Below are 21918 nucleotides of genomic sequence, written 5' to 3' on the forward strand. Positions count from 1 at the left end.
GCTCACCTACGATTGAGTTCGTGAGCGACCCGAGCAGGGACATCCGCATCGGTGACACCGAGCGTCAGCAGGCGTTGCAGGTGCTCGGTGAGCACATGAGCGCGGGCCGCATCGACATCAACGAGTACGGCGACCGGTCCGCGAAGATCACCACCGCGAAGACGCGCGGCGAGCTGATGGCGTTGTTCTACGACCTGCCGGACCCGCGGCCGCAGTTCGTCGCGCCCGTGCCGATGTTCAACGAGCCCGCCAAGGCGCCCGCGCGCCGCTGGGAGAGCGCGGTCGTGCCCGTGGTGGGCATCGCCGTGGTGATCCTGTTCTTCGCGCTGGTGAGGAACCCGCTGATCTTCCTGCTGGTGCCCGCCGTGGCGCTGTTGTGGGGCCACTGGAACGGGCGCCGACGCTGAAACCGTTGCTGCTGCTGGACTTCGGGGTGCTGTGGTCGGCCGCGCCGACGTCACCGGAGTCCGGTCGTGAACTCGCTGCCCCCTCTGGCGAGGTGATTCCCGAGGCATTGGCGTTGGTCCGCACGGCACGACTGCGGTGCTTCGTCGCGTTGCTGTCGAACGGCGTCGGCGGACAGGAAGCAGACCTCGACGCCGAGTTCGACGCGATCCTGCCCGGTCCCGCGACGCCGGATCCCGCGTCGTACCGCAGGGTGCTGGACGAGCTCGGCCACTCGACAGCCGTTTTCTTCGGCGCCGACACCGCGACCGCGACCGCTGCGGGTCTGGACGGCGTGCACGTGCCGGACACGGCGGCCCTGCGGACGGCGCTGGCAGTGCGCGACCTGATCCCGCCGACCGTGCTGCTGATCCTGCCGGACCGCGACGAGGCCGAGGAACTGGCGGCGTCGCTGCTGGAGAGCGGCTGGGGTCCGTGCGCCGTGCACAGGGACATGCTGGCGGGCGAGGACGACGCCGAAGCCGTGGACTGGGTGGTCGAGCTGACCACCGCGCCGGACGGCCTGCCGGCAGCCGCTCACCGCGCCGCGCTCGACGACCTGGCCGAGCAACACGACGGTTTCACCGGCGGGGATTAGCCTCCTGCCCGTGGAGCCAGTTGAGATCAACGCGGGCGAGTACTACCTGCGCGCCTTTCGCAGCGACGACCGCATCGACGACGTGCCGGTGCTGGCCGAGGCCTTCGCGGACGCGGAGACCAAGCGGTACATGCCTCGCCTGACCGGGGACGACGCGCCGTCCGCCGAGACGCTCGTCCTGCTGCTGAACGACGGCTGGGAGAAGGACTACCGCTGGTCGTGGGCGGTGTGCGAGGCCGTCACCGCCGAGGTGATGGCCGGGATCGTCATCCACAACGTCGACCGCCACCTCCTCTCGGCCGAGGTGATGTGCTGGAGCCAGCCTCGGCACCGCGGCAAGGGCGTGCTGCCGGCCGCGCTGAACTCGGTGCTGGGCTGGGTCTACGGCGCGATGGAGATGCACCGGGTCACCTACCGGCATGCGGTCTCGAACACGGCGTCACAGCGAGTCGCGGAGAAGTGCGGATTCACCCTTGAGGGTCGTCTTCGCGAGGAGGCGATCGTCGATGATCAGCGCGAAGACCAGTTGCTGTGGTCACGACTGGCGTCGGACCCCTTCCCAGAGCAGCTACGGTGACCGGCCATGCGGACCACCGGGCTCCTCATCGTCGCGCTGGCGCTGGCCGGGTGCACGGCGCCGCCCCAGCAGAGTGCGCTGACCACTCCGCCGCCCCCGCCGCCGTCCCCCACGACGACGCCTTCCGTGCTCGACTTCCCGCAACGGCCGCGCGCGCTGCCGCTCGACTCGGTCGACCCGTGCGCGGTGCTCACCGCTGACCAGCGCACGTCGCTGAGCCTCGACAACCCGCCCAGCGCGTACGTCGAGCCGAGCTTCGGCAGCGCGCGGGCGTGCACGATCCGCAGCACGACGAGCGGGAACGTGGCGAGGATCGCACTCGTGCTGGTCTCCGGCGCCGACGTGTGGCTCTCGGAGAACGCCCAGGTCGACTACACCGTGGGCGCGATCGAGGGATACACCGCGATCACTGTCCGCACACCCGACGTGAGCAACGCCTGCAACGTCGAGGTGGACGTCGCCGACGGCCAGTTCCTCGACGTGATGTTCCGCGACGGCGGCAATTCCACTGCGGTGCAACAAGATCATCTTTGCCTCGGCGCCCAGCGGGTGGCAGAGGCGGCGATGGCCAGTTTGCTCCAGAAGCGCTGACCCACACGGGCGGATGTCACTGATCGCACTCCACAGCGTTACCTTCAGTGGTTAGAGTGTCGAAGCGCTTGTAAGCACAACCGCCGGAGGTCTCACGATGCCGCCAGGGGGACGTAGCGGGGCAGACACCTCGCCACCCGGCCAGCACGAGTTGAACGTGGAACCGGAGGCGATTCCCGCGTTGCGCAGCACGTTCTCGGCCGCCTTGATCAAGCTGGACAAGCAGATCGAGATGGCGATCACCGAGTTCCGCGTGCGCCCGTGGGCGGGCGACCCGGTCAGCGCCGAGGCCGCCGAGAAGTTCAACGACCGTTCGATCGCGGACGGTGACTCGGCGCTGCAGGCACTGCTGAACTACCAGCGCCAGCTCAAGACCGCGATGGACAACCTCAACCAGATCGAGCGCCAGTACAACGTGGTCGAGGGCGACAACACCGGCATGATGAACAAGAGCGGGTGCTGACCATGGCCGATCACCGCTGGCAGGGCTTCAGCCACAAAGAGCTGTACGAACGCATCCACTCGGGCCCCGGCGCCTCCGCGTCGTTCGCGTCGATGGAGCGCTGGCAGGGCGTCTCGGCCGCGCTGTCCGAGATCAACGACGAACTGCACAGGGGCATCTCGCAGTCGGGCGCGAAGTGGCAGGGCAAGGCCGCCGACATGGCGCAGGCCGGCCTGAACCCGATCGCCGCCTGGGCCGACGGCGCGAGCACCGGCGCGGACGTCATGCGCTACTCGGCCGAACTGCAGGCCGGTTACGTCTCGAAGGCCCGCGCGGACATGCCGGCGCCGGTCAACGTGACCGCCGAGCAGCCGGGTGCCCTCGTCACCGGCCTCACGCACCTCTTCGGCGGCCAGACCGACCACGAGAAGCAAGAGGCGGCCCAGGACGCCGCCGAGCGCCGTGCCCGTGAGGTCATGTCGACCTACGCGTCGTCCACGACGGCGAACACCGCGACGCTCGGCCAGTTCACCCAACCGCCGCAGCTGCAGATCAGCGGCACCGGCCTCACGCACGGCGGTGGCGCCCAGATCGGCACGGCCGCTGTCTGGGGCGTCGGCCCGAACGGAACGGGCGGCAGCGCGACGCGTGGCCGCACCTCGTCCGGCACGCGCGGCTCCACCGCCCCGCCGCCCCGTGGCGGCACGCCCGCGCCGGGTTCCACGACCCGCACGTCGGGCACCGGTACCGGCACCGGCGCGGCTCCGGTGAAGGGTTCGAACACCTCGCTCTCGTCGGCGGGCACCACCGGCACCGCCGGACCCAGCGGCACGGGCGCCGCGGGCGTCGGTGTGCCTGGCCAGCGCACGTCCAGCCGTTCGGGTTCGTCCACCGGTTCCGAGGTGAAGCAGATGGAGGACGGCGCGACCGCCACCTCCGGTGCCGCCGCCATGGGCACGGTCATGAACCAGGGCCACGCCGCCGGCGTCTCGGGCGCGGCGGGTTCCGCGATGGGCCCGATGGGCACGGTCGGCGCCTCGAACAACGACCAGGTCCACCGCAGGGCCGTACCGATGCCGCAGTCGTTCGACCCGTTCGGCGGCATGGGCGGCGCGCGCAAGGGAGAGGAAGAGGAGGACTTGGAGCACAAGGCCGCCGACTACCTCCGCGAGCGCGACGACATCTACGGCGTGGGCAGCTACGCGTTGCCCGTCATCGGGGAGAGCACGACCGACTGATGACTCTGTTCGGCTTGGACGCCGGGACGAGCGACACGCGCGATCCGGTGGTCATCTCCACGCTGGAGTTCGACGTTCTCTGGGACCACCTGGGCCTGGAGACGATGCCGCTCGTCCTGAAGGTCCCGTCACCGGGCAAGACCACCGAGGAACGCAGGGCCATCGAGGACCAGGTCTGGCTCCAGCTGGGCGCCCGCGGCCTCGGCGGTCCCCGTTCCCTGGACCCGACCCTGGAAGACCTGCTGCACGTCCTGAACCGCCCGCAGCAGGAGATCGACGCCCGCATGTGGCTGCACGAACGCAGCCTCCGCGTCCTGGCCGCGGGCAAGGGCCAGGCAGGCGTACTGGCGGTACTCGACGGCACCCAGCTGGTCCTGCGCCCGGCAGAGGCCGACGGCCTCCCCCGCGAGGCCCTGACGGCCCTCCCCACCGCCCCGGCGGGCGAAGGCCACTCCATCACCCTGCCGTCCGCGGACCTGGACGCAGCAGCGACCAAGGCGAACACCCCGGAAGAGCTCGAAGAGGCCCTACGAGGCACCCTGCGCGCCGACGACGCCCACACCCTGGCCGAGATGATCCGAGACGCCTCGAACCGAGGCCAGTTCGGCGCAGCGGCCCGCGACAAGTGGGGCAAACGCGTCCGCCCGGACCGCGTGGTCGCGTTCTACGACACCCCGAAGGGCCGCTACCTGCAGATGCGCCGGGCGGCGGAGGGGCAACCACCCTGGTCGACCATCACCCCGGTCGACTACCGCCGCATGCACCACCACCTGGTGGAGCTGCTGGCGGAGGCCGCCGGCGCCTGACAGGGTCGCCAGAGGTCGGCCGGGGGGCGAGCGGCCCTGCCGCCAGCGGCAATGGCGAAGCCGAGGCGTGTGAACCTCTTCGGGCCGGATAAGCGGTGGTGAGCCACGCACTGCGCGATTGGGGCTTTACCTTGAGTGGGCGGGATGCTCCACTCATGGGCACGGCCGGGCGCTTTTCACCCCGGCCTTTACCCGGCCGTCCAAGCATCCCGCCAGAGGCTCGAGGTCAAGCCCCGATCGCTATCGACGCGCAGCGGCGATGACCCGCACCGGCCCGGTACTGCCCGAGCAACCACCCACGCAAGGCGACCGCCCGCACGGCAGGCGACCACCCCGCTGGAACGCGACAAGTCAACGCAAGCCGACCCGCACGGTGCCCACCGGTCGCCCGAACAAGGCGACCGCCCGCGCGGCAGGCGTCAGCCCCGCTGAACCCAGGCGTCAGCCGGCTGAAGCCGAGAAACCCGGCCCCAGCACCCAGCCCTCAACGCCCGTCAACCCACCGATCAGGGCCCGATCCCCTGACAAGGCCGAGTCCGCAGGTCGTTCACGTAGTCATCGGGCGCCCCGGCAGCCTCAGCGGCGTCCGCGACCACCCCGATGTACCGGGCGGACGGCAACCCGCCCTCATAGGCGTCCAGCACGTAGAGCCAGGCCACGACAGACCCCTCCAGGGTCTGCACCCGCAGCCGGATCTTCTTGTAGAGCCCGAGCGCGCCCTCCCACCGGTCCAGCCGCGACTCATCGCGCGGGGACACGTCGTAAAGCACGCAGAACGTCTGGTGGTCTGGCTCCTCGACGATCGTCGCGAGGGCACCCTCCCAGCCGAGGTCCTCGCCACCGAACGTCATGCGCCAACCAACGAGCCAGCCGGTCCCCGCGAGCGGGGAGTACGGGGCTCGCTCCATCATCTGGTTCGGATCCATGTTCGACCCGTACGCGGCATAGAGCGGCACGTCCGACAGCGTAGCGACACGGCGATCAGCTTTCGGTACTGACGACACGGTCGATTCGGTCAACGCGTACGGTTGTGCCGGCCGGCAAGCACGCAGAAGGGACTGATCGTGACCCGCATCGTCATCATGGGCGGCGGACCCGCAGGTTACGAGGCAGCCCTGGTCGCTGCACAGCACGGCGCCGACGTGACCGTCGTCGAGAACGACGGGGCAGGTGGCGCGTGCGTGTTGTACGACTGCGTGCCGTCCAAGACGTTCATCGCCTCCGCGGGGGCTCGCAGTGCCTTCCGCAACGCCGGTGAGCTGGGCATTCAGACTCACAACGAGCAGGCCGCCGTTGATCTGCCGGTCGTGCACGGCCGGGTGAAGGGGCTGGCTCTGGCCCAGTCCGCGGACGTCCGGGCGCGCCTTCAGCGCGAGGGCGTGCGGCTGATCAACGGGCGCGCGAAGTTCGTCGACGACTCGCGCGGGCTCGCCCAGCACCAGGTCGTGGCGACGTCCGCGAGCGGCGAGGAGGAAGTCCTCAACGCCGATGTGGTGCTCATCGCAACCGGTGCGACCCCGCGCGTGTTGCAGGGTGCCGAGCCCGACGGCAAGCGGGTCCTCACCTGGCGGCAGATCTACGACCTGCCCGAGCTGCCCGAGCACCTCGCGGTGATCGGTTCCGGTGTCACCGGTGTCGAGTTCGCCAGCGCCTACACCGAGATGGGTGTGAAGGTGACGATGGTCTCCAGCCGGGACCGGGTGCTGCCCCACGAGGACGCCGACGCGGCCGCGGTGCTCGAGGACGTGTTCGCCGAACGCGGCACGGCCGTCGTCAAGCACGCCCGCGCGGACAAGGTCGAGAACGTCGGTGACGGCGTCCTGATCCACCTGGAAGACGGTCGCACGATCGAGGCGTCGCACGCCCTGATGACCGTCGGTTCGGTGCCGAACACGAACGACATCGGCCTCGACAAGATCGGTATCGAGCTCGGGCGCGGCGGGTACATCCCGGTCGACCGGGTCAGCCGTACCAACGTCAGCGGCGTCTACGCGGCCGGCGACTGCACCGGCGTGCTGCTGCTCGCGTCCGTAGCCGCCATGCAGGGGCGCATCGCGATGTGGCACGCGCTGGGCGAGGGCGTCAGCCCGATCAAGCTCAAGACCGTCGCCGCGAACGTCTTCACGAACCCCGAGATCGCGAGCGTCGGCATCAGCCAGCAGGCGATCGACTCGGGTGAGGTGCCCGCGCGCACGATCATGCTGCCGCTCGCCACGAACCCCCGCGCCAAGATGGAGGGTCTGCGCCGCGGCTTCGTGAAGCTGTTCTGCCGCCCGGCCACCGGCGTGGTCATCGGCGGCGTCGTCGTCGCGCCGAACGCGAGCGAGCTCATCCTGCCGATCGCGCTGGCCCTGCAGAACCAGCTCACCGTCGAGCACCTCGCCACGACGTTCTCGGTCTACCCGTCGCTCTCGGGTTCCATCACCGAGGCCGGCCGCCAGCTCATGCGGCACGACGATCTCGATTAAGTAACGCACGGCAACGCTGCCCCGGACACCGACGTGTCCGGGGCATGCGTTCGTTCTGGGGGATTCTCGTAGCGTTGGCGCTGCTGACCGGCTGCGCCAGGGCGTCCGACGCGACGCTGCCCACCGCGCCGGTGCCGACCCGGCAGACCTCCACCTCACCGTCCGCTGTGGACAGAGGTCTGCCGCCGTCGGAACCGGTGGAGGTGCGCATCCCGAAGATCGGCGCGAAGTCCTCGCTCGTCCCGCTGGGGCTCAACCCGGACGAGACGGTCGAGGTGCCGCCGGTCGAGCAGCCGATGCAGGCCGGGTGGTACCGACTCGCCCGCACACCGGGTGAGGTCGGGCCCGCCGTCATCCTCGGTCACGTCGACGGCAACAAGCAGCCGGGAATCTTCTTCCGCCTCAAGGAACTCGCCGCGGGCGACGAGGTCGAGGTGTCCAGAAAGGACGGGAGCACGGCGCGGTTCCGCGTGCGCGCGACCGAGCAGATCGCCAAGAGCAGCTTCCCCACGGAGGCCGTCTACGGCGACACCGGAGAACCCGAGCTGCGGCTGATCACCTGCGGGGGCGGCTACGACCGGGCCACCCGCAGCTACCGGGACAACATCATCGTCTACGCGACGCTGATCTGAGGGAGGGAACAACCATGAGAAGAGCCCTGACCACCGCGATCGCGTTGTCGGCGACCGTGGCGTTCGCACCACTCGCGACGGCACAGCAGGAGGAACCGGCGCTGGTGATGGACGGGACCGTGGCGAACGGCAGGAACATCACCGCACTCGCCGGGCCGTGCAAGACGTACTCCGAGGTCACGTCACCCGGACTCGCCGCTCCGATCGCGCTCAATCCGAGTTCGGACCCCGCCAAGGCGTACGGCAGCGGGGAGGTCACCATCAAGGAGGGCACCTACACGGCGTCCGTCCAGTGCGACGGCAAGACGCTCACGGCCAAGTTCACCGTGCTCCCACTGGTGATCAACTGGTACCTCTACCCGGCCGAGGTCGAGCCGGGCGGCACGATCACCGCGGGCGGCGACATGAACACCGGTTGCCACGCGTCGGGACCGCTCGAGTCACCCGGTTTCGCGGAGCCGCTGAGGTTCACCCGCGGCGGCAACTTCGGCCGTTTCAGCGGTGACACCAAGGCGGCCACCACCCCCGGCACGTACGAGGTCGTCTTCCAGTGCGCGAACCGCCCGGAACGCAGCGTGAAGACGTTCCGGATCCTCGGCACGCCGCCGACCACGACCACGCCACCCGCGACCACCACTCCGCCCAACCCCCAGGCGCCCAAGCCGAAGCCGAAGCCGGTCGTCAAGCCGAAGGGCGCGCCGGAGACGGGTGCCGGCGGCACCGCGCCGTAATGATGATCACGGTTGGAACCTGTCTCGATCGGACGCGCAACTAACCCACGAGATGTGCGTCAATGGGTTCGTGGGGACTCGTGTCTTGATCGCGGTGCTGTGCGTGGCGCTGGCCACCACCGCCTGTTCGCAGGGACCGGCACCGAAGCCGTCGGCGGCGACGAGCGACAGCGCTCCGCCGCCGGTGGTGTCACCGCTCGGCAACTCCGACCCGATGGAACTGCGGGTCGAGCGGATCGGCGTGCGGTCGTCCCTGGTCGCGCTCGGCCTCGACCAGCAGGGCGCCGTCCAGATGCCGCCTGCCAACGAGGGCATGCAGGCCGGGTGGTACCAGACGCAACCGCAGCAGTGGATCATCGTCGGCCGGATCGAGAGCAACAAGGCCAGAGGCGTCTTCTACCGCCTGAACGACCTGACCGAGGGCGACCTGCTCGAAGTGTCCAAGAAGGACGGTTCGGTCGCCAGGTTCACCGTGACGCGCACGGAACGGATCATCCGCGACGACTTCTTCGCGGAGGCCGTCGCACGCGACAAGGACGAGAAGGGGCTGCGGCTGATCACGTGCGGCACCCGCGACAACGTGATCGTGCACGCAGCCCCTGCCCCTGCCCAGTAGCGCCCGTGAGCCCGCGAGGTTCGCGAGTTCGCGCTGGTCGTCCGTTCGCCTCTTCGTCTTGATTCGGCGAAGCCCAATCAAGGCGAAGCGGCGGGCGGACGACCAGCTTCCCGGCGAACTCGCCGCCGCTGCGGAGCAGCGGCCAACAAGCACAGCGACCAGAAACTCAGTCTTCGACCCAGTCGAAGGTCTTGGTCACCGCCTTCTTCCAGTTCGCGTACTCCGACGTGCGGCGGGACTCGTCCATCTGCGGCTCCCACTGCTTGTCCTGGGCCCAGTTCTCGCGGATCTCGTCCTCGCTCTTCCAGAACCCAACGGCAAGGCCGGCCGCATAAGCGGCACCCAGCGCGGTCGTCTCGGCCACGACCGGCCGGATCACCGGCACGCCGAGGATGTCCGCCTGGAACTGCATCAGCAGTTCGTTCACGACCATGCCGCCGTCGACCTTCAACGCGGTGAGGTCGACGCCCGAGTCGGCGTTCATCGCGTCGAGCACCTCGCGGGTCTGGAAGGCGGTCGCCTCCAGCACGGCCCGCGCGAGGTGGCCCTTGTTGACGAACCTCGTGAGTCCGACGATCGCGCCGCGGGCGTCGGAACGCCAGTACGGTGCGAACAGGCCGGAGAACGCGGGCACGAAGTACGCGCCGCCGTTGTCCTCCACCGAACGGGCGTGCTCCTCGATCTCGGCCGCTGAGCCGATCATGCCGAGGTTGTCGCGCAACCACTGCACCAGCGAGCCGGTGACCGCGATCGAGCCTTCCAGGGCGTAGACGGGAGCGGCGTCGCCGATCTTGTAGCAGACGGTGGTGAGCAACCCGTTCTCGCTCATCACCTTCTCGGTGCCGGTGTTGAGCAGCATGAAGTTGCCGGTGCCGTAGGTGTTCTTGGCTTCACCGGGCGAGAGGCAGGCCTGGCCGAACGTCGCCGCCTGCTGGTCGCCGAGGATGCCGGCGATCGGCACGCCGGCCAGCGCACCGCGTTCGCGCACCTGGCCGTAGACCTCGGACGACGACCGGATCTCCGGCAGCATCGACATCGGGATGCCCATGTCGGTGGCGATCGACTCGTCCCACCGCAACGTGTCGAGGTCCATCAGCATGGTGCGCGAGGCGTTCGTCGGGTCGGTGACGTGCACGCCGCCGTTGGTGCCGCCCGTCATGTTCCACAGCACCCACGTGTCCATGTTGCCGAACAGCAGGTCACCGGCTTCGGCACGGTCTCGTGCGCCCTCGACGTTGTCGAGGATCCAGCGGACCTTGGGGCCGGAGAAGTAGGTCGCCAGCGGCAGGCCGACCTTCTGGCGGTAGCGCTCCTGCCCGCCGCCCAGCGCACCCAGTTCCTGCACGATCTTGTCGGTGCGGGTGTCCTGCCACACGATGGCGTTGTAGACGGGCTCGCCGGTGTTCTTGTCCCACACCAGCGCGGTCTCGCGCTGGTTGGTGATGCCGACCGCGGCGATGTCCGAAGTGGACAGATCGGCCTTGGCGAGCGCGCCGGCGGCGACCTGGCGGGTGTTCTGCCAGACCTCCTTCGGGTCGTGCTCGACCCACCCGGCCTTCGGGAAGATCTGCTCGTGCTCCTTCTGGTCGACCGACACCACACGTCCGGAGTGGTCGAAGATCATGCACCGGGTCGACGTCGTGCCCTGGTCGATCGCGGCCACGTACTGCGTCATGCGAGAAGTCCTTTCAGACCGGCAGAACCAGGAAGAGCAACGCGGCCAGCGCGCCGCCCACGAGCGGGCCCACGACGGGGACCCACGAATAGCTCCAGTTGGCGTTGCCCTTGTTGCGGATGGGCATCATGAACGCGTAGGCGATGCGCGGACCGAGGTCGCGCGCCGGGTTGATGGCGTAGCCCGTCGGGCCACCGAGCGACGTGCCGATCACCAGCACGACGAACGCGACACCCGCGTACCCGAGCGCCGAGTTGCCGAACTGCGGGACCCCGTCGACGGACTCCTTCGCACCCGGCGACAACAGGATCCAGAGGACCAGCACGAACGTGCCGATGATCTCGGACACGAGGTTCCACGGGGCGCTCGGCACGGTCGGGCCGGTGGAGAAGATGCCGAGCGTGTTCTGCGGTTCGTCGTGCGTGTCGAACTGCAGCTTGTACGTGGCCCAGCAGAGCATCGCACCGATGATCGCGCCGACCATCTGCCCGAGGAAGTAGACGGGAACGTCGCCCCACGGAGTCTTGTCCGCGACGGCGAGGCCGAGCGTGACGGCGGGGTTGAGGTGCGCCCCGCTGGGGTTGGCGATGCTGGCGCCGGCGAAGACCGCGAAGGCCCAGCCGACGTTGACGAACAGAAAGCCCGTGCTGTTGCCGAGCGTGTTCTTGAGCACCTGGTTCGCGACGACACCGGTGCCCAGGAGGATGAGGACCGCTGTCCCCAGCATCTCCCAGACGAAGATCGAGCCTGCGCTCATCGTCGGCCTCCACTCGTTTGCGGCCAGGCAGGACGCGCAAACCCGAGGTCAGGGCCGCGCCGCCCACCTGCAACGTGCTCGGACGCTATTACCGACCTGATCAGTTGTCCACGCCAAGCACCTGCTGTCGGGCCATTTTCGGGCCATACGGTTCTGAGTGCTGTGGCCGCCGACCGTCACCGCGTGTTCCGGCGCCCGTCTCAACGGCGGAACACGGGGCGAAGGCCGACGGCCACAGCACTACCGCGCGCCCGTGGGCGGGAGGCGGTCGCTGAAGGTAGCGTGAAGCGCAGTCGTAGCAGGGAGGCTTCTGTCGTGGCCACGCGCAAGAACGCAGCTGCACCACCACGAACCCATGCCGAGCCGCCGATCACCGGCCGGCTCGGGCCTGCCGAACGCGAGGAAGCCTGGCAGAGACTGGGAGCCGAGACGTTCGACATCGTCGTGATCGGCGGCGGCGTCGTCGGCGTCGGCGCGGCGCTCGACGCTGCCACCCGAGGCCTGCGGGTCGCGCTCGTCGAGGCCCGTGACCTGGCGTCCGGCACGTCGAGCCGGTCCTCCAAGCTCTTCCACGGCGGCCTGCGCTACCTGGAACAGCTCGAGTTCGGCCTGGTGCGCGAGGCACTGCGCGAACGCGAGCTGATGCTGACGCGCATCGCGCCGCACCTGGTGAAGCCCGTCGCGTTCCTCTACCCGCTGAGCAACCGCATCTGGGAACGCCCGTATTCGGCGGCCGGCCTGTTCCTGTACGACACGATGGGCGGCGCCCGGTCCGTGCCGGGGCAGAAGCACCTCTCCCGGGCGGGTGCGCTCCGGCTGGTCCCCGCGCTGAAGCGCGACGCGCTGATCGGTGGCATCCGCTACTACGACGCCCAGGCGGACGACGCCCGGCACACGATGATGGTCGGCCGCACCGCCGCCCACTACGGCGCCGTGGTGCGCACGTCGACCCAGGTCGTCGGGTTCCTGCGCGAGGCGGACCGCGTGTCCGGCGTGCGGGTGCGCGATGTCGAGGACGGGCGCGAGGTCGACGTGCGGGCGCACGCGGTGATCAACGCGACCGGTGTGTGGACGGACGAGCTGCAGCGGCTCTCTGGCTCCCGCGGCCGGTTCCGGGTGCGGGCGTCGAAGGGCGTGCACATCGTCGTTCCGCGCGACCGGATCGTCGCCGAGGCCGGCATGATCCTGCGCACCGAGAAGTCCGTGCTGTTCGTCATCCCGTGGCGCAACCACTGGATCGTCGGCACCACGGACACGGACTGGAACCTCGACCTGGCGCATCCCGCGGCCACCAAGCACGACATCGACTACATCCTCGAACACGTCAACTCGGTGCTCGCGACGCCGCTGACGCACGACGACATCGAGGGCGTCTACGCGGGCCTGCGGCCGTTGCTGGCGGGCGAGTCCGACTCGACGTCGAAGCTCTCCCGCGAACACGCGGTGGCGCGGGTCTCGCCGGGGCTGGTCGCGATCGCGGGCGGCAAGTACACGACGTACCGGGTGATGGGCGCGGACGCCGTCGACGCGGCGCAGGTGGACGTGCCCGGCCGGATCCAGTCGTCCATCACCGACAAGGTGCCGCTGGTCGGCGCCGACGGCTACCACGCGCTGGTCAACCAGGCCGACCAGCTCGCGGCCAAGCACGGTCTGCACCCGTACCGCGTCCGGCACCTGCTCGACCGCTACGGCTCACTGGTGCACGAGGTGCTGTCGCTGGCGGTGGACAACCCCGAGCTGCTCAAGCCGATCCCGGCCTCCCCCGACTACCTGCAGGTCGAGGCGGTGTACGCGGTCTCGCACGAGGGTGCGATGCACCTGGAGGACGTCCTCACCCGGCGCACCCGCATCTCCATCGAGTACGCCCACCGCGGCGTCGACTCGTCGGAGGCGGTGGCCAGGCTGGTCGCGCCGATCCTCGAGTGGGACGAGGACGCGATCAAGCGCGAGGTCGAGGTGTACAACGCCCGCGTCGAGGCCGAGCGCACGTCCCAGACGCAGAAGGACGACCAGGCGGCGGACGCGGTCAGGGCCGCCGCACCGGAGGCACGGCCGCAGCTGACCGAACCCGTGAGCTGACCCCGGACAGCGCTGACCCCGGACAGCACTGTGGCGCGTGCGAATCGTTCCGCACGCGCCACAGCACAGCTCAAACCGAGAGGGTTCCGCTCTAGGCGAGAGCAGCCAACGCGGTGTGCACCATGACTCGGACCCCGACGAGGAGCGCGCGCTCGTCCAGGTCGAACGTCGGCTGGTGCAGATCGCGCTGCTTCTCCTGGCCGTTCCACACGCCGAGGCGTGCGAACGAACCAGGCACGTGTTCCAGGTACCAGCCGAAGTCCTCACCACCGGACGACTGCTCGGTGCCCGCGAGCGCGTCGTCACCCAGTGCGGCCTCGATGCCGGCGCGCAGGATCTGGGTGGACTCGCGGTCGTTGACCACCGGCGGCACGCCGCGGCGGTGGTGCAGGTCGAAGCCGACGCCGGTCGGGGCCAGCAGACCCGTCACGAGGTCCTTGACCAGTGGCTCCAGCTCGGCCCAGATGTCCCTGTCGCCGGTGCGCAGCGTGCCGCGCACCAGGCCGTCCTGCGGGACCGCGTTCGGCGCCTCGCCCGCGTGCACCGCGCCCCACACCAGAACGGTGCCGGAGCGGGGGTCGACGCGGCGCGACAGCATCGTCGGCAGACCGGTGATGAGCGTGCCGAGGGCGTGCACCAGGTCCGCGGTGAGGTGCGGGCGCGAGGTGTGGCCGCCCGGCGAGGAGAGGCGCACTTCCAACAGGTCGGAGGCAGACGTGATGGCGCCGATGCGCGTGCCGATGCGGCCGACCTGCAGACGCGGGTCGCAGTGCAGGCCGAAGATCCGCTCCACGCCGTCGAGCCCGCCCGCGGCGAGCACGTCGAGCGCACCGCCCGGCATGACCTCCTCCGCGGGCTGGAACACCAGGCGGATGCGGCCCGGCAGCTCCGTCGCCGAGGCGAGGGCCAGCGCCGTGCCGAGCAGCACCGTCGTGTGGGCGTCGTGACCGCACGCGTGCGACACACCGTCCACAGTGGACCCGAAAGGCAGGCCGGTGTTCTCGTGCAGCGGCAGGGCGTCCATGTCCGCGCGGAGGGCCACGCAGCGGGAGCCGTGGCCGATGTCGCAGATCAGGCCCGTGCCGCCGGGGAGGATGCGCGGCTTGAGGCCGACCTCGCGCAGCAGCTTCGCCACGAGTTCGGTGGTGTTGTACTCGCGCCGGGAGAGCTCGGGGTGCGCGTGGATGTGGCGTCGCCAGGCGACTACGTCGGCGGCGTTCGCCTTCAACCAGTCGTCGAGCCACGCGGGGCCGCGGCCTTCTCCGAGATCATCCACAGGAGACATGCTCACCCCGGTGGGGTCGACGAGCATCTCAGGGGACGTCTTCACAGTTGAGGAGCCCGAGGGCCGGGAGTCCAGAACCGTCATGCCGCACCTCCGCGGGCCAGCAGCCGTGCGCGCTGCTGGGAATCGGTGGCTGTCGCGATCGTCGTCCAGGCCATGGCAAGTGCTCCGTCTAGGAGCGCACGGTCGGCCGACGCCGAGGCACAGGCGGTCGCGAACTCAAGTTGGTGGTTCACCGCGTCTCCGCAGTCGATGGCGATGGTCGGGTGGATGGCGGGCAACACTCTGGTGACGTTGCCCATGTCGGTGCTCCCGATCTTCTCCCGCTGTTCCTGTTCTGGCGAGAGCGGTCGTCTGCCCAGCTCGGTGGCCGCACGCCGGTAGGCGTCCGCGAGCCACGGGTCGGGAGTCAACTCGGCGTAGATCGGTGAGACCTGCACGACCTCATGGGTGCAACCGGTCGCGAGCGCACCGGCGGAGAAGCAGTCCCGGATCCGGTTCTCCAGGCGCTGCAACGATTCCAGATTTTCCGCCCTCACGTCGAACATCGCCGATGCGCGGGCGGGTATTACGTTCGGCACGGTACCGCCGTTGGTGACGATGCCGCTCACCATCTGACCGGGCTCGAAGTGCTGCCGCAGCAGGCTGATCGACATCTGCGCGATCGTCACCGCGTCCGCGGCGTTGACGCCCAGGTGAGGGGCGGCGGCCGCGTGGGACGGCTTGCCCTTGTAGTGCACCTCGAGATCGGTGATGGCGAGCGATTTGGCGGCGCACGACTCGTACGGCGCCGGGTGCACCATCATCGAGAGCGAGACGTCGTCGAACACGCCCCGTTCCAGCATGAGCACCTTGCCGCCACCGACCTCTTCCGCCGGGGTGCCGATCACCTTCACGGTGACACCCAGCTGGTCCGCGATGTCACGCAGTGCGAGTGCGGTGCCGACGGACGCCGCCGCGATGACGTTGTGCCCGCACGCGTGCCCGACCTCGGGCAGAGCGTCGTACTCGGCACAAAGCCCCAGGACGAGCTCGCCGTCGCCGAACGTCGCGACGAACGCGGTGTCGAGGTCCGCCACGGCGTGGTCGACCTCAAAACCCTCCTTGACCAGCAAGGACGTGATCTTCTCGACGCTGCGGTGCTCCTCGAAGGCCAGCTCGGGCTCGGCGTGGATCGAGTGCGACAGGTCCAGCAGCGCGTCCGAGTACCGCTCGATGGCCGAGCGTGTGCTGATCTTCAAGTCGGTACTCATTTGCCACCATCCTGCATCACCACCTGTTGGACACGGCGCGCTGATGATGATCAACCGGACGGCCGGTCGCAGCGCTGCGCCGAGCGGCGAGCGAGTTTCGGTCTGACCGATCAACGATGACGCAAATGGTCGAGAGACACGCTTAACTTTGACTATTACGTCCCACCAGGTGGGACGGCCCGTCTCACGCCGAACGGCCCCCGGCTAGCCCTTCTTGGCAGCCCGCTCCTTGCGCCACTTCGCCCACCGCTTCTTGTTCCGGTAGTAGACCAGCACGAACAGCAGAACGGCGATGCCGCCGATCCACAGCTTGCGCTTGGTCTCCTCACGAGCTTCAGGCGACGGCTCCTGCGGCGCGTTCACGTCGGGAGCCGGGTTGACGGTCGTCTGCTGCGCAGCCGGCACAGGCGCGTTCGCCGCCTCTTGCGCGGACGCCACTCCGGCGATCCCGAGAACGCTCATCAGCGAGAACACGCAGGCCAGCAGCAACCTCGACATGGCCTGAACTCTACCTCGAATACCACGTTCGAAGGTCACCCAAACTAGTTAAGCGCTCACCGTGAGTCCGATTGGAACGCCTTCAAAATCTGCTCGGCCGCAAGGGTGGCGGTGAGCTCTCCCAGCCGGACCTTCTCTTCGAGAGACGGAGTCAGAGAACGCACCGCGGTGCTTTCGCGCACCTGCCGCCACAGTTCGTCGCGGACCATCATCCAGGTCCAGTCGACCTGCTGACGCCGGCGGCGTTCCTCCAGTTCCCCGGCGTCGGTGAGTGTCCTGCGGTGTTCCAGCACTCGGGACCACAGTTCGTCGAGGCCGGTACCGGTGAGACCCGAGCAGGTGAGCACGGGCGGGTGCCACAGCGCGTCCGGCGGGCGCAGGAGCTTCAACGCCCCCGCCAGTTCGCGCGCGGCCTTGCGGGCGTCCAGCTCGTGCTCGCCGTCGGCCTTGTTGACCGCGATGACGTCCGCGAGCTCCAGGATGCCCTTCTTGATGCCCTGCAGCTGGTCGCCGGTGCGCGCGAGGGTCAGGAACAGCGAGCAGTCCGTCATGTTCGCGACGGCCACCTCGGACTGCCCGACGCCGACCGTCTCGACCAGCACCACGTCGAAGCCCGCGGCCTCGACCAGCACGATCGTCTCGCGGGTGGCCTGCGCGACGCCGCCGAGCGTTCCCGACGTCGGGGAGGGCCGGATGAACGCCTTCTCGTTCACCGACAGCCGCTGCATCCGCGTCTTGTCGCCCAGGATGCTGCCGCCGGTGCGCGTCGAGGACGGGTCGACGGCGAGCACGGCGACCCGGTGCCCCTGCTCGGTCAGCATGGTGCCGAGGGCGTCGATGAACGTCGACTTGCCCACGCCGGGCACGCCGGTGATGCCGACCCGGATCGCGTCGCCCGACTTCGGCAGCAGCTCGACCAGCAGCTCCTGGGCCTTGGCCCGGTGCTCCGCGCGCGTCGACTCGACCAGCGTGATCGCCTTCGCGAGCACACCGCGGTTGCCGTCGAGGACGCCCCTGGTGTACTCGGCGACGTCCACCGCCCTAGCCATGGTGTCCCAGCTGGTTCGAGAGCTTCACCAGCAGGTCCTTGGCCGCGTCCGCGATCACGGTGCCGGGCGGGAAGATCGCCGACGCACCCGCCGCGTACAGCTCGTCGAAGTCCTGCGGCGGGATGACGCCACCGACGACGATCATGATGTCCGCGCGGCCGAGGCCGGCGAGCTCCTCGCGCAACGCAGGCACCAGCGTGAGGTGGCCGGCGGCGAGCGAGGACACGCCGACGATGTGCACGTCGGCCTCGACGGCCTGGCGGGCGACCTCGTCCGGCGTCTGGAACAGCGGGCCGACGTCGACGTCGAAGCCGAGGTCCGCGAACGCCGTGGCGATGACCTTCTGGCCGCGGTCGTGCCCGTCCTGGCCCATCTTGGCGACCAGGATGCGGGGGCGGCGGCCTTCTTCCTCCGCGAACGCCTCGACGACCTCGCGGCAGGCGTCCACGTTGGACACTGAGCCGACCTCCTGCCGGTACACGCCGGAAATGGTGCGGATCTGCGCGCTGTGCCGGCCCCATACCTTGCCCAGCGACTCGGAGATCTCGCCGACGGTGGCCTTGGCGCGGGCGGCCTCGATCGCCAGCTCCAGCAGGTTGCCCTCGCCACTCGCCGCCTTCGTCAGCGCCTCCAGCGCACTGTCCACTGCGGACTGGTCGCGCTCTTCCCTGAGCCTGCGCAGTTTTTCGAGCTGCTGGACGCGGACGCCGGCGTTGTCGACCTTGAGGACCTCGATCTGCTCGTCGGTGTCCACCAGGTACTTGTTGACGCCGATGACGGGCTGGCGCCCGGAGTCGATGCGCGCCTGCGTGCGGGCGGCGGCCTCCTCGATGCGCAGCTTCGGGATGCCCTCGTCGATCGCGCGGGCCATGCCGCCCGCCTTCTCGACCTCGGAGATGTGCTCCCAGGCCTTCGCGGCGAGTTCCGCGGTGAGGCGTTCGACGTAGGCGCTGCCGCCCCACGGGTCGATCACGCGCGTCGTGCCGGACTCCTGCTGCAGCAGGAGCTGCGTGTTGCGGGCGATGCGCGCGGAGAAGTCGGTCGGCAGCGCGAGGGCTTCGTCGAGTGCGTTGGTGTGCAACGACTGCGTGTGCCCCTGCGTAGCCGCCATCGCCTCGACGCACGTGCGCGCGACGTTGTTGAACACGTCCTGCGCGGTGAGGCTCCACCCGGACGTCTGGCAGTGCGTGCGCAGGCTGAGCGACTTCTGGCTCTTCGGCTCGAAGTCGTTGACCAGCTTCGCCCAGAGCAGCCGCGCGGCCCGCATCTTGGCGATCTCCATGAAGTAGTTCATGCCGATCGCCCAGAAGAAGCTCAGGCGCGGCGCGAACTTGTCGACGTCCAGCCCCGCCGCCCGGCCGGCGCGGATGTACTCGACGCCGTCCGCGAGCGTGTACGCCAGCTCCAGGTCGGCCGTCGCACCGGCCTCCTGCATGTGGTAGCCGGAGATCGAGATGGAGTTGTACTTCGGCATGTGCTGGGAGGTGTAGCTGAAGATGTCGGAGATGATCCGCATCGACGCCGCGGGCGGGTAGATGTAGGTGTTGCGGACCATGAACTCCTTGAGGATGTCGTTCTGGATCGTCCCCATGAGCTGCTCCGGCTTCACCCCCTGCTCCTCCGCGGCCACCACGAACAGCGCGAGGATCGGCAGCACCGCGCCGTTCATCGTCATCGACACGGACATCTTGTCCAGCGGGATGCCGTCGAACAACGTCCGCATGTCGTAGATCGAGTCGATCGCCACCCCGGCCATGCCGACGTCACCGGCGACGCGCGGGTGGTCCGAGTCGTAACCGCGGTGGGTGGCGAGGTCGAACGCCACTGAAAGGCCCTTCTGACCGGCCGCGAGGTTGCGTCGGTAGAAGGCGTTCGACTCCTCGGCCGTCGAGAAACCGGCGTACTGGCGCACGGTCCACGGCTGGTTGACGTACATCGTCGGGTACGGGCCCCTGAGGAACGGCGCCACACCGGGGTAGGTCCGCAGGAAGTCCAGACCGTCCACATCGGACGGACCGTAGACCGGCTTGACCGCGATGCCCTCCGGCGTCTCCCACGACGGCAGGTCGGTCTCGTACTTCGCCTGCGGGAGCGGGCCGAGGTCGATGTCCGCGAAGTTGGGGATCATCGCTCCACTCCCAAGAATGCGTAAGTGCTGTTCAGGATTTCCAGCGCCGGGCAGCCCGTGAACACGAAGCCGTCCACGTCCGCGTCGGTCTTCTTGCCCGCCAGGAGCACCCGCTCGGCACCGGCGTGACGCAGTGCCTCGACGGTGGCGACCGCGCTTTCGGCGTAACTGGCCTCGCTGCCACACAGGACGGCGACCTTCGCGCCGGACTCCTTGAACTTCTGAGCCACGTCCTCGGCGGTCCTGGTCGGGCCCGCGCTGGGGGTGGCGAAACCGCCGGCGTTGAAGAGGTTCGCGGCGAAGGTGGCCCTGGCGGTGTGGGCGGCGACCGGGCCGAGGGTGGCCAGGAAGACCTGGGGGCGTTCGGGCTGGGCGTCGGCCAGGTCGCGCAGCTCTTCGAAGGCCTGTGCATAACGGACCCGCGGCAGCCCGAAATTGTCAGACCTGGTTGAGAAGATTGGGATGGGGGGCGCGTCCCCCCTGGGGGCCTCCGAGTCGGCGTCGGTTCCGAGGGCGGCGTCGGTTCCGAGGGCGGCGTCGGTTCCGAGGGCGGCGTCGGTTCCGAGGGCGGCGTCGGTTCCGAGGGCGGCGTCGGTTCCGAGGGCGGCGTCGGTTCCGAGGGCGGCGTCGGTTCCGAGGGCGGCGTCGGTTCCGAGGGCGGCGTCGGTTCCCGGTGCGGCGGCGTAGCCGACTCCGAGGATGCGACCACCTCCGGACGCGCGATCGGTTGCGGCTTCAGAGCCGACTCCGGGGACGGGATCGCGGACGACCGGCTTCTCGCCGAGGTTCGGGAACTCGCTCACCCCCGTGATCGGGTCGCTGCGATCCGCGAGCCGAGCCGACCGAGCCGCCCAGGTGGCGGCGATCCGCGAGGCCACCAGCTCACGCGCGTCGTCGATCCCGCCGGCCCGTTCGATCTCCTGGAACCAGGCCCAGGCCTCGACGGCGAGGGCGTCCGTCAGCTTCTCGACGTACCAGGACCCGGCGGCCGGGTCGATCACCTCGCCGAGGTGCGACTCCTCCAGCAGCAGGTTCTGCGTGTTGCGCGCGACGCGCCGGGCGAACTCGTCCGGCAGGCCGATGGCCGCGTCGAACGGCTGCACGGTCACCGAGTCGGCTCCGCCGAGACCGGCGGACAGGCACGCCACCGTCGTGCGCAGCATGTTCACCCACGGGTCGCGGCGGGTCATCATGGCCGACGACGTCACGGCGTGCTGGACCTGCACGGTCTCGACGCCGGACACCTCGGCGACCCGTGCCCACAGCCGGCGAGCGGCTCGCAGCTTGGCGATCGTCATGAACTGGTCTGCCGTCGCGGCGTACCGGAACTCCAGCTGCGCGAACGCCTCCGCGTCCGACAAACCTGCACCGGTCAGCGCTCGCAGGTACGAGACCGCCAGCGCGAGGGAGGCACCGAGTTCCTCGGAGTCGGAACCGCCGGCGTCGTGGAACGGCAGCGCGTCCACCACGACGGTCCGCAGGCCCGGGAACTGCGCGCGCGCCTGCTTGATGACGTCGAGCGCTTCACCCGAAGGTGTCAGGGCCAGGTTGCCGCGCACGTCGGCGGCCAGCAGCGGCGCCTGGTCGTAGATCCGCAGCATCGCGCGCGCGGCCTCGACGGAGCCGTCGAGCACGATCGGCGCGAGGTCGAGGTAGACGCCGTCCAGCAGGCGCTCCAGCGACGAGGCCGGCACGGCGAGCCACAGCGAGGTGACGCCGCCCTCCAGGTCGTTCATGAGCGCGACCGGGTCGGCTACGGCATGGCGCTGGCGGATGTCCCAGCCCTGCTTCACCGGCGCGAGCGCGTAAGGCTCCAGGGCGTCGTCGAGGGTGTAGAGCGGCTGGAGTTCGATGCCGTCGTACGTCTTCGTGACCAGCGAGTCGAAGCTCGCGCCGGTCTTGGAGAGGACGGCGTCGACCATCTCACGCCATTGCTCCCTCGACGCGGCGGGGAACTCGTTCGGGCGGAATTCGGCGGGCAAGGCCAACTCCATCATGCGTTGCAGTGTTACCGACCGGTACGCGCACGGCTATGTGAGGTTCACCGCCGT

Annotated in this window: 21 protein-coding genes; 12 read left to right on the plus strand and 9 right to left on the minus strand. The window is 69.5% G+C overall.

All coding sequences use genetic code 11. The features are described from left to right. Nucleotides 1–20 precede the first annotated feature (20 nt). The 7 genes from DFR72_RS09385 to DFR72_RS09415 all read left to right on the plus strand — a co-directional run bounded on the left by DFR72_RS09385 (nucleotide 21) and on the right by DFR72_RS09415 (nucleotide 4696). Nucleotides 21–407: a DUF1707 SHOCT-like domain-containing protein gene (locus tag DFR72_RS09385; RefSeq protein ID WP_114773641.1), complete on the plus strand. Its 387-nt coding sequence runs from the start codon at nucleotides 21–23 to the stop codon at nucleotides 405–407. Further along, nucleotides 377–1042 (plus strand): HAD family hydrolase, encoded by a 666-nt coding sequence (locus tag DFR72_RS46755; protein ID WP_245982698.1) that lies wholly within the window; start codon nucleotides 377–379, stop codon nucleotides 1040–1042. The genes DFR72_RS09385 and DFR72_RS46755 overlap by 31 nt, the downstream gene beginning before the upstream one ends. 10 nt (nucleotides 1043–1052) lie before the next feature. Continuing rightward, entirely contained in the window at nucleotides 1053–1619 is a 567-nt protein-coding gene (locus tag DFR72_RS09395; RefSeq protein ID WP_170176186.1) for a GNAT family N-acetyltransferase, read from the plus strand. A gap of 6 nt (nucleotides 1620–1625) precedes the next feature. Continuing rightward, nucleotides 1626–2210, plus strand: a complete 585-nt coding sequence (locus DFR72_RS09400) for a DUF3558 domain-containing protein (RefSeq protein WP_114773642.1) — start codon at nucleotides 1626–1628, stop codon at nucleotides 2208–2210. Nucleotides 2211–2367: 157 nt separating this feature from the next. After that, nucleotides 2368–2673, plus strand: a complete 306-nt coding sequence (locus DFR72_RS09405; RefSeq protein WP_245982699.1) for a transcriptional regulator — start codon at nucleotides 2368–2370, stop codon at nucleotides 2671–2673. Nucleotides 2674–2675: 2 nt separating this feature from the next. Then, the gene (locus DFR72_RS09410) at nucleotides 2676–3890 is read left to right on the plus strand and encodes a PPE domain-containing protein (protein WP_090067477.1); all 1215 of its coding nucleotides are present in this window, start codon (nucleotides 2676–2678) and stop codon (nucleotides 3888–3890) included. Then, a complete protein-coding gene (locus DFR72_RS09415) occupies nucleotides 3890–4696 on the plus strand; it encodes an ESX secretion-associated protein EspG (RefSeq protein WP_090067259.1) in 807 nt (268 codons plus the stop codon). Before DFR72_RS09410 ends, DFR72_RS09415 begins: the two co-directional genes overlap by 1 nt. Before the next feature lie 506 nt (nucleotides 4697–5202). Here DFR72_RS09415 and DFR72_RS09420 read toward each other — a convergent pair. After that, nucleotides 5203–5652 carry a gamma-glutamylcyclotransferase family protein gene (locus DFR72_RS09420; RefSeq protein ID WP_030478530.1) on the minus strand — a complete coding sequence of 150 codons (450 nt, stop codon included), beginning with the start codon at nucleotides 5650–5652 and terminating at the stop codon, nucleotides 5203–5205. Nucleotides 5653–5760: 108 nt separating this feature from the next. Here DFR72_RS09420 and DFR72_RS09425 point away from each other — a divergent pair, with 108 nt between their 5' ends. From DFR72_RS09425 to DFR72_RS09440, 4 genes are all read left to right on the plus strand, one after another. Further along, on the plus strand, nucleotides 5761–7164 hold the full coding sequence (locus tag DFR72_RS09425) for an NAD(P)H-quinone dehydrogenase (protein ID WP_090067476.1): 1404 nt from the start codon (nucleotides 5761–5763) through the stop codon (nucleotides 7162–7164). A 44-nt stretch (nucleotides 7165–7208) separates the two neighbouring features. Then, nucleotides 7209–7796 carry a class F sortase gene (locus DFR72_RS09430; RefSeq protein ID WP_090067258.1) on the plus strand — a complete coding sequence of 196 codons (588 nt, stop codon included), beginning with the start codon at nucleotides 7209–7211 and terminating at the stop codon, nucleotides 7794–7796. 14 nt (nucleotides 7797–7810) lie between these two features. Next, entirely contained in the window at nucleotides 7811–8527 is a 717-nt protein-coding gene (locus tag DFR72_RS45405; protein ID WP_090067257.1) for a hypothetical protein, read from the plus strand. 70 nt (nucleotides 8528–8597) lie between these two features. Then, on the plus strand, nucleotides 8598–9143 hold the full coding sequence (locus tag DFR72_RS09440) for a sortase domain-containing protein (RefSeq protein ID WP_170176187.1): 546 nt from the start codon (nucleotides 8598–8600) through the stop codon (nucleotides 9141–9143). A 166-nt stretch (nucleotides 9144–9309) separates the two neighbouring features. On the opposite strand, the gene glpK is transcribed toward DFR72_RS09440, so the two are convergent. Both glpK and DFR72_RS09450 read right to left on the minus strand, forming a co-directional pair. Next, on the minus strand, nucleotides 9310–10818 hold the full coding sequence (gene glpK, locus DFR72_RS09445; protein WP_090067255.1) for a glycerol kinase GlpK: 1509 nt from the start codon (nucleotides 10816–10818) through the stop codon (nucleotides 9310–9312). 13 nt (nucleotides 10819–10831) lie between these two features. Beyond that, nucleotides 10832–11575 (minus strand): MIP/aquaporin family protein, encoded by a 744-nt coding sequence (locus tag DFR72_RS09450; protein ID WP_090067254.1) that lies wholly within the window; start codon nucleotides 11573–11575, stop codon nucleotides 10832–10834. A gap of 369 nt (nucleotides 11576–11944) precedes the next feature. Between DFR72_RS09450 and DFR72_RS09455 the strand changes: the two genes are divergently transcribed. After that, nucleotides 11945–13654, plus strand: a complete 1710-nt coding sequence (locus tag DFR72_RS09455; RefSeq protein ID WP_090067475.1) for a glycerol-3-phosphate dehydrogenase/oxidase — start codon at nucleotides 11945–11947, stop codon at nucleotides 13652–13654. A gap of 91 nt (nucleotides 13655–13745) precedes the next feature. Here the strand turns inward: DFR72_RS09455 and DFR72_RS09460 are convergent, their stop codons facing one another. The 6 genes from DFR72_RS09460 to DFR72_RS09485 form a co-directional block, all read right to left on the minus strand. Beyond that, nucleotides 13746–15023 (minus strand): M20 family metallopeptidase, encoded by a 1278-nt coding sequence (locus tag DFR72_RS09460; RefSeq protein ID WP_090067253.1) that lies wholly within the window; start codon nucleotides 15021–15023, stop codon nucleotides 13746–13748. Further along, nucleotides 15020–16192, minus strand: a complete 1173-nt coding sequence (locus DFR72_RS09465) for a M20 family metallopeptidase (protein ID WP_090067252.1) — start codon at nucleotides 16190–16192, stop codon at nucleotides 15020–15022. The genes DFR72_RS09460 and DFR72_RS09465 overlap by 4 nt, the downstream gene beginning before the upstream one ends. Nucleotides 16193–16396: 204 nt before the next feature. Then, entirely contained in the window at nucleotides 16397–16690 is a 294-nt protein-coding gene (locus tag DFR72_RS09470) for a hypothetical protein (protein WP_090067251.1), read from the minus strand. 56 nt (nucleotides 16691–16746) lie between these two features. After that, a complete protein-coding gene (meaB, locus tag DFR72_RS09475; protein ID WP_090067250.1) occupies nucleotides 16747–17739 on the minus strand; it encodes a methylmalonyl Co-A mutase-associated GTPase MeaB in 993 nt (330 codons plus the stop codon). Next, complete coding sequence (gene scpA / locus DFR72_RS09480; protein WP_090067249.1) at nucleotides 17732–19867, minus strand: methylmalonyl-CoA mutase; 2136 nt, start codon at nucleotides 19865–19867, stop codon at nucleotides 17732–17734. Before scpA ends, meaB begins: the two co-directional genes overlap by 8 nt. Further along, nucleotides 19864–21864 (minus strand): methylmalonyl-CoA mutase family protein, encoded by a 2001-nt coding sequence (locus tag DFR72_RS09485; RefSeq protein ID WP_114773644.1) that lies wholly within the window; start codon nucleotides 21862–21864, stop codon nucleotides 19864–19866. Before DFR72_RS09485 ends, scpA begins: the two co-directional genes overlap by 4 nt. Between the last annotated feature and the right edge of the window lie 54 nt (nucleotides 21865–21918).

Source organism: Lentzea flaviverrucosa (genome assembly GCF_003350445.1).
Taxonomy (GTDB): domain Bacteria; phylum Actinomycetota; class Actinomycetes; order Mycobacteriales; family Pseudonocardiaceae; genus Lentzea; species Lentzea californiensis.

What these genes read in the sequence shown, in the direction of transcription:
- DFR72_RS09400 (WP_114773642.1), top strand. Translation starts at nt 1,626, where the DNA reads ATGCGGACCACCGGGCTCCTCATCGTCGCGCTGGCGCTGGCCGGGTGC.
- DFR72_RS09410 (WP_090067477.1), top strand. Translation starts at nt 2,676, where the DNA reads ATGGCCGATCACCGCTGGCAGGGCTTCAGCCACAAAGAGCTGTACGAA.
- DFR72_RS09415 (WP_090067259.1), top strand. Translation starts at nt 3,890, where the DNA reads ATGACTCTGTTCGGCTTGGACGCCGGGACGAGCGACACGCGCGATCCG.
- DFR72_RS09430 (WP_090067258.1), top strand. Translation starts at nt 7,209, where the DNA reads ATGCGTTCGTTCTGGGGGATTCTCGTAGCGTTGGCGCTGCTGACCGGC.
- DFR72_RS45405 (WP_090067257.1), top strand. Translation starts at nt 7,811, where the DNA reads ATGAGAAGAGCCCTGACCACCGCGATCGCGTTGTCGGCGACCGTGGCG.
- glpK (WP_090067255.1), bottom strand. Translation starts at nt 10,818, where the DNA reads ATGACGCAGTACGTGGCCGCGATCGACCAGGGCACGACGTCGACCCGG.
- DFR72_RS09450 (WP_090067254.1), bottom strand. Translation starts at nt 11,575, where the DNA reads ATGAGCGCAGGCTCGATCTTCGTCTGGGAGATGCTGGGGACAGCGGTC.
- DFR72_RS09460 (WP_090067253.1), bottom strand. Translation starts at nt 15,023, where the DNA reads ATGACGGTTCTGGACTCCCGGCCCTCGGGCTCCTCAACTGTGAAGACG.
- DFR72_RS09465 (WP_090067252.1), bottom strand. Translation starts at nt 16,192, where the DNA reads ATGAGTACCGACTTGAAGATCAGCACACGCTCGGCCATCGAGCGGTAC.
- DFR72_RS09470 (WP_090067251.1), bottom strand. Translation starts at nt 16,690, where the DNA reads ATGTCGAGGTTGCTGCTGGCCTGCGTGTTCTCGCTGATGAGCGTTCTC.
- meaB (WP_090067250.1), bottom strand. Translation starts at nt 17,739, where the DNA reads ATGGCTAGGGCGGTGGACGTCGCCGAGTACACCAGGGGCGTCCTCGAC.
- scpA (WP_090067249.1), bottom strand. Translation starts at nt 19,867, where the DNA reads ATGATCCCCAACTTCGCGGACATCGACCTCGGCCCGCTCCCGCAGGCG.
- DFR72_RS09485 (WP_114773644.1), bottom strand. Translation starts at nt 21,864, where the DNA reads ATGATGGAGTTGGCCTTGCCCGCCGAATTCCGCCCGAACGAGTTCCCC.